The sequence below is a fragment of the bacterium genome (assembly GCA_036524115.1).
Classification (GTDB): domain Bacteria; phylum JAUVQV01; class JAUVQV01; order JAUVQV01; family DATDCY01; genus DATDCY01.
This window is the reverse complement of record DATDCY010000148.1, coordinates 1-2442: the sequence shown is the minus strand read 5'-3', so window position 1 is coordinate 2442 and position 2442 is coordinate 1. Positions and strand designations below refer to the sequence as shown.

The 2442-nt window shown below is 67.2% G+C and carries 2 protein-coding genes; both read right to left on the bottom strand.

Annotated features, from left to right (window positions below; genetic code table 11):
• A partial coding sequence (locus tag VI078_07015; GenBank protein ID HEY5999041.1) for a methyl-accepting chemotaxis protein occupies positions 1–1562 on the bottom strand: 1562 nt, incomplete at its 3' end.
• Between the two features lie 471 nt (positions 1563–2033).
• A partial coding sequence (locus VI078_07010; GenBank protein HEY5999040.1) for a chemotaxis protein CheW occupies positions 2034–2442 on the bottom strand: 409 nt, incomplete at its 5' end.

Sequence of the window (2442 nt, the reverse complement as noted above, 5' to 3'; positions counted from 1 at the left end):
GTGCTCTGGAGCTGCTCGGCCTGTGACGAAAGCTCTTCAGCCGTGGAGGCCATCTCTTCAGCTGCGCCCGCGTTCTGCTGGATCACCTGGTTCAATTGCTGGATCGAACTGTTGATCTGGTCCGCGCCGCTCGTCTGTTCCTTGGACGCTGCGCTTATTTCCTGCACTAACTCCGCTGTTTTCTGGATGTCCGGCACCAGCTTCGCCAGCATCGCCCCTGCCTTCTCCGCCACGTCGACGCTCGCCGCCGAGAGCTGGCCGATCTCCGCGGCCGCACTCTGGCTCCGCTCCGCAAGCTTCCGGACTTCGGAAGCCACCACCGCGAACCCCTTCCCGTGCTCCCCGGCCCGCGCCGCCTCGATCGCCGCGTTGAGCGCCAGCAGGTTGGTCTGCCGCGCGATCTCCTCGATGATCGTGATCTTCCCCGCGATCTCGCGCATCGCCGCGACCGTCTGCGTGACGGCGCCGCCCGCCGCGCGCCCGTCCACGGCCGCCTTGTGCGCGATCTTCTCCGTCTGCTGCGCGTTGTCGGCGTTCTGCTGGATGTTCGCGACCATCTCCTCCATCGACGCCGAGACCTGCTCGACCGACGCCGCCTGCTCGCTCGCCCCCTGGCTCATCTCCTCCGAGCTCGCGGCCAGCTCCCCGCTGCCCGCGCTGACGTTCTCCGCGGCGCGCTTGACCTCCTCGACCGTGTTCCGGAGCTTCCGGATCATGCTCTCCAGCGACTTGCCGAGCGTGTCCTGCTCGGAGCGCACCGCCACGTCCACGAGCAGGTCGCCCTCGGCGATGCGCTCGGCGGCGCGGCTCATGCCCTTCAGGCTCTCCACCATCCGGCCCATCGCCCCGAGCGCGTCCCCGACCTCGTCGTCGCCGCCGGCGTCGAGCCGGACCTCCAGATCGCCGGCGGTGAGGCTCTTGAGCGCCGCCGCGATGTCGCCGAACCCCTTCCGGAGCGGCCGTGCCAGATACAGCCAGGAGCCTGCGGCGAGAAGGACCGCGAGCCCCAGGTAGACGATGAGCGAGGTCGTCCCCATCCGCGCCTGGCGCGCGGTCAGGTCCGCGGTCATCGCGCCCACGACCTTGTCCTTGAAGTCGTTGCGCAGGTCCGTCAGCGCCTCCTGGGTCGCCGCGAGGAGGGGCGCCGTTTCCTCCTGGTAGATCCTCTTCGCCAGGTCGTGGTTGCCCTCCCTCAGCGCCGCGAGGATCTTGGGGGCGGTGGCGTGCATCTTGCGGTGCGGCTCCTCGATCTTCTTGAACGACTCCGCGACCTGGCGCGGCGGCTTGAAGTCGTAGTACCACTCGCCGAGCTTGCACTTCGTGTGATCGAGCTGCCCGGTGAACTCCCTGCCGAAGAGCATCGTGCCGACGGCCAGCGATTCCGCCCACTTCATGTGGTCCACGATCCGCGGCGCGATCGTCGACTGCAGCTCGCGGTAGTGGTCGATCTCCTCCACCGCCGCCCTGGTGTTCCTCAGACTGACCTGGGAGTAGACAGTCAGCCCCACGAACGTCGCGATCACGCACCCGATGCCGACGTACATCTTGGTCGAAATCTTCATGCCCCACCTCCCTCGACCCGGCGCGAGCCGGAAGAGTCGAAGTTCCCGCGCAGCCTCCCCTCGCTAAGGCGGGGGCCCCCCATGATGTCCCGACGAACGCGTCTTCCGAGACAGGGCTCCGGCGGGCAGGCGCGCCGGCCGGCATTGGCGCCGATGCCGGACGCAATTCCCAGGAACGCCGATGGGACCGAAGTTGCGGGAGAGTCAACTCGCAACCTGGCTGGGGAAAAGACTGTGGAAAGACGCGAACGAGGTGATGCGGTGAACACGGGCTTAACGGTTTTAAAACCATGCCCTGTGAATGACATCACGGTTACAAGGTTATCACGACATCGTTACATTTCCAAGAAATATATTTGACGAATTTGACGAGCGGATTTCCAGGACATGACGATGATCGACATCAACAGCAACGGACGAAAAAGGAAGCCCCTCCCCGCACTGGGGAGGGGCCCGGTTCCGACGACGACGTCAGGCCGTGACCGCGGCCTCCGCGCCCGCGCCCTGCACGAGCGCCAGCTCCTCGCCGGAGAACACCCGGTCGGCGTCGAGGATGATCACGAACCCCTCCTCGCGCTTGCCCATCCCCCGGATGAACTCCGCGCTGATGCTCCCGCCCAGCCGCGGCGGCGGGTCGATCTGGCCCGGCCCCAGGTCGATGACCTCCTGCACCGAGTCCGCCAGCGCCCCCAGCAGCGTGCGCTCGCCCAGCACCTCCACCTCGGCGATGATCACGCACGTGTTCACCGTGCGCTCGGTCACCCCCATCCCGAACCGCAGCCGCAGGTCCACCACCGGCACCACCGACCCGCGCAGGTTGATCACCCCGCGCATGAACGCCGGCATCCGCGGCACCCGCGTCACCTGCGTGAAGTCCAGC